Below are 3345 nucleotides of genomic sequence, written 5' to 3' on the forward strand. Positions count from 1 at the left end.
GTATCGGGGTGCAGGGGCAAAACATCGCCTTCCTCGTGGCCCTCGCCTTTGCCGTCGCGGCCAGCGCGAACCTGCCCACGATCCTGTACTCCCTGTACTGGCGCAAGTTCAACACCCGCGGCGCGGTCTGGAGTATGGTCGGCGGCCTCAGCGCGGCGATCATCCTGATCGTGCTCTCGCCCGTGATGAGCGGCACGCCGACCTCGATGCTCGGCGAGGGCGTGGACTTCGCGATCTTCCCGCTGTCAAACCCCGGCATCGTGTCGATCCCGCTCGGCTTCTTCCTCGGGTGGCTCGGCTCCGTCACCGCCTCGAAGCGGGAGGATCCGGCGCTCGCCGCCGAGATGGAGGTGCGCTCGCTCACCGGGCACGGCGCGGAGCCCGCGACCGAGCACTAGGGCGTCCGCCGCAGCCGCGTCCGCGCTGGCGGCCCGCCGGGGGAATCGTCTTCCCCGGCGGGCCGTCGGCCCGGGCGCTGTGCGCGTCCGGGGCAGCCCCGGTTTGACTAGGGCAGGGCGTAGCCGTCGCCGCGGGGCACGAGCAGGCCGTCGGCGAGCAGGGAGCGGAGGGCGCGCTCGGCCCGTTCCGGCTCCGGCACCTCGGCGAGCAGCTCCGCCTCCGGCCGCTCGGCCTCGCTGCGCCGGGCGAGGGCCATGATGAGCCCCCGGGCCTCGCGGTCGCTCCCGGCGAAACGGGCCTGCTTCGGCGGGGCCTTCGGCGCGTTGTCGGGGAAGCCCGCCCCGCGCCACTCGCACCACTCGGCGATGGGACACACGGAGCATCCCGGGTTCTTGGCGGTGCAGATCACCTGGCCCAGCTCCATCGCGGCCGCGTTGAACACGGCCGCTTCCGCGTCGTCCGCCGGGAGCAGCGCCGCCATGTCCTCGAGGTCGGAGGGCCGGGGCACGCCCGCGGCCGCCAGCCCGTGCACGGCCCGGGCGATGACCCGGCGCGTGTTGGTGTCCACGACCGGGTGGCGCTGCCCGTAGGCGAAGACGGAGACGGCCCGCGCCGTGTAGTCCCCGATTCCGGTGAGCGCGAGCAACTCGGGCACCGTCTCGGGCACCCGGTCCCCGTGCTCCGCCGCGATCTGCTCCGCCGCCCGGTGCAGCCACAGCGCGCGGCGGGGATAGCCGAGGCGGTCCCAGGCGCGCACGGCCTCGCCCGGGGCGTCCGCGGCCAGGGCGGCGGGGCTCGGCCAGCGCTCCAGCCAGGCCTCCAGGCGGGGGATGACCCGCTCGACCTGGGTCTGCTGGAGCATGAACTCGGAGACGAGGACGCCCCAGGCGCCGAAGCCTTCGGCGCGCCAGGGGAGGGGGCGGGCATTGGCGCGGAACCAGGCGTTCAGGGGGGCAGCGGGGACAGACACCCGACCAGTCTATGCAGACGAGATCCAGTAGGCTCGAAGGGTGCCCGCCGCGCCCGCGGCGCCCCGGATTCGGGGAATCGCACGGACGTGAAAGGGGTGCCGGGTGGCCCAGAGCGGGATTCTGCTCATCGACAAGAGCGAGGGGTGGACGAGCCACGACGCCGTCGCCCGGACCCGGCGCTTCCTCGGCACTCGCAAGGTCGGCCACGCGGGCACGCTCGACCCCATGGCAACGGGCCTGCTCGTGCTCGGCGCGGAGAGCTCGACCCGGTTGCTGACCTACCTCGTCGGCCTCGACAAGGAGTACGAGACCGTGATCCGGCTCGGCATCTCGACCGTGACGGACGACCGGGAGGGCACGGCCACCGCGGTGGGCGACCCCTACCTGATCGCGAAGCTGAGCCCGGCCGCGATTGCGGCGGAGGCCGCGAAGCTGACGGGCGACATCCAGCAGGCCCCGAGCGCGGTGAGCGCGATTAAGGTGGATGGCCGCCGCGCCTACGACCGGGTTCGGGCCGGGGAGGACGTGGAGCTGCCGAAGCGACCCGTGACCGTGCACGAGTTCGAACTGGGCGAGATGCGCGTGGAGCGGCTGAGCGACGCCGTCACGGTCGTCGACATCCCGGCCCGCGTGCGCTGCTCCTCGGGAACCTACATCCGGGCGTTGGCCCGCGACCTCGGCGCCGCGCTCGGCGTCGGCGGGCACCTGATCTCCCTGCGGCGCACGAGGGTCGGCCCGTTCCAGGTGACCGATGCCCGGAGCATCGAGGACCTGGACGCGGCGGCGAACCCCGCGGCGGGCGACGTCGCCGCGGACCCGGCAAGCTTCCTCCTCGACCCGGCCGAGGTGGCCCGCGGGCTCTTCCCGGCGCTGGAACTGAGCGAGCAGCAGGCGATCGACCTCGGCCAGGGTAAAAAGCTGGACGTGCCCGATGCCCCCGACGCCGAGATCGCGGCGGCGATTGCCCCAGCGGGCAGCCTCGTCGGCCTCGTCCGCATCCGGGCGGGCAAAACCCGCGTCCTCGTGAACTTCCCCAGCGGCCGGGGGGCCGCGGCGATCCCGGCGGGGGGCGACCGTGGTTAGTTGGTTCGCGAACGTCACCGTCGTTGTCGCCCTGGCAACCGCGGTCCTGTGCCTCTGGTTCTTCTTCCGCAAGCAGGGGCCGAACGACTACACCCTGGGCGGGACGCTCCTCGCGACGCTGCTGCTCATCGTGCACGCCGTGCTCGCCATCGTCGGCCCGCTCGTGGGGAACGCCCCGACGGGTGACCTCCTGGAGTTCTGGTTGTACCTGATCGTTGCCATCGCGCTGCCCATCGGCGGCGGGGTGTGGGCGCTCCTGGATCGCACCCGGTGGAGCACCCTCGTGCTCGCGGTGCTGAACGCGGCAATCGCGGTCATGGTGCTGCGAATGCTCGAAATTTGGTTTGTGCAGGGCACGTAGCAGGACTCTCTGAGAAACTGGCCCCTGGCCAGGCGTTTTTTCCTGCGGTACCCTGAGGGTGTGTCCCCGAGATCGCCGAGGCCCCGGGTCGAGCGTGACGCTGCGAGCGTCCGGCTCCCCGGCGGCTCCTGCGAGCCGGAGGACCACGCGAGGACGAGGCAAGCCTGCCGCTCCCGGCCCTGGCCGGAACAACAGGCTCTTGGCAGCAGCGGGCGGCGCGGTTAAGGTGAGAGCAGCGATTCGCCAGGAGCTGGCTCCGGGTGGAGCGGCTGTATCCCCCTGCGCTGGCGTTCGCCCGGTGTCTTCCCCGCGTGAACGCGCGCCCCGGAACACTTCGGAGCGCTGGCTCGTTCCGAGCAGGCTCACCGGAGCGTGACCGATCAGCAGTGGGCCTCGCAAGGAGACAGCTATGACTCAGTTACTGACCGACAAGGTCGCCATCGTGACGGGCGGCACCAGCGGCATCGGGCTCGCGACCGTGGAGCGATTCGTCGCCGAGGGCGCGAAGGTGATGATCGCCGACATCCAGGA

The 3345-nt window shown here is 72.2% G+C and carries 5 protein-coding genes; 4 read left to right on the forward strand and 1 reads right to left on the reverse strand.

Translation table 11 applies throughout. From position 1 onward, the window contains the following. Positions 1-398: sodium:solute symporter family transporter (locus tag OOT08_RS13575; protein WP_442916252.1), on the forward strand; the 398-nt coding region annotated here is incomplete at its 5' end. Between the two features lie 107 nt (positions 399-505). Here the strand turns inward: OOT08_RS13575 and OOT08_RS13580 are convergent. Then, on the reverse strand, positions 506-1369 hold the full coding sequence (locus OOT08_RS13580; RefSeq protein WP_325093302.1) for an A/G-specific adenine glycosylase: 864 nt from the start codon (positions 1367-1369) through the stop codon (positions 506-508). 103 nt (positions 1370-1472) lie between these two features. Here OOT08_RS13580 and truB point away from each other — a divergent pair, with 103 nt between their 5' ends. From truB to OOT08_RS19205, 3 genes are all read left to right on the forward strand, one after another. After that, complete coding sequence (gene truB, locus OOT08_RS13585; protein ID WP_325093304.1) at positions 1473-2453, forward strand: tRNA pseudouridine(55) synthase TruB; 981 nt, start codon at positions 1473-1475, stop codon at positions 2451-2453. Then, positions 2446-2814, forward strand: a complete 369-nt coding sequence (locus OOT08_RS13590) for a hypothetical protein (protein WP_325093306.1) — start codon at positions 2446-2448, stop codon at positions 2812-2814. Before truB ends, OOT08_RS13590 begins: the two co-directional genes overlap by 8 nt. A gap of 409 nt (positions 2815-3223) precedes the next feature. Further along, a partial coding sequence (locus OOT08_RS19205) for an SDR family NAD(P)-dependent oxidoreductase (protein ID WP_442916268.1) occupies positions 3224-3345 on the forward strand: 122 nt, incomplete at its 3' end.

This window comes from Leucobacter sp. M11 (assembly GCF_035726885.1).
GTDB lineage: Bacteria > Actinomycetota > Actinomycetes > Actinomycetales > Microbacteriaceae > JAPFRB01.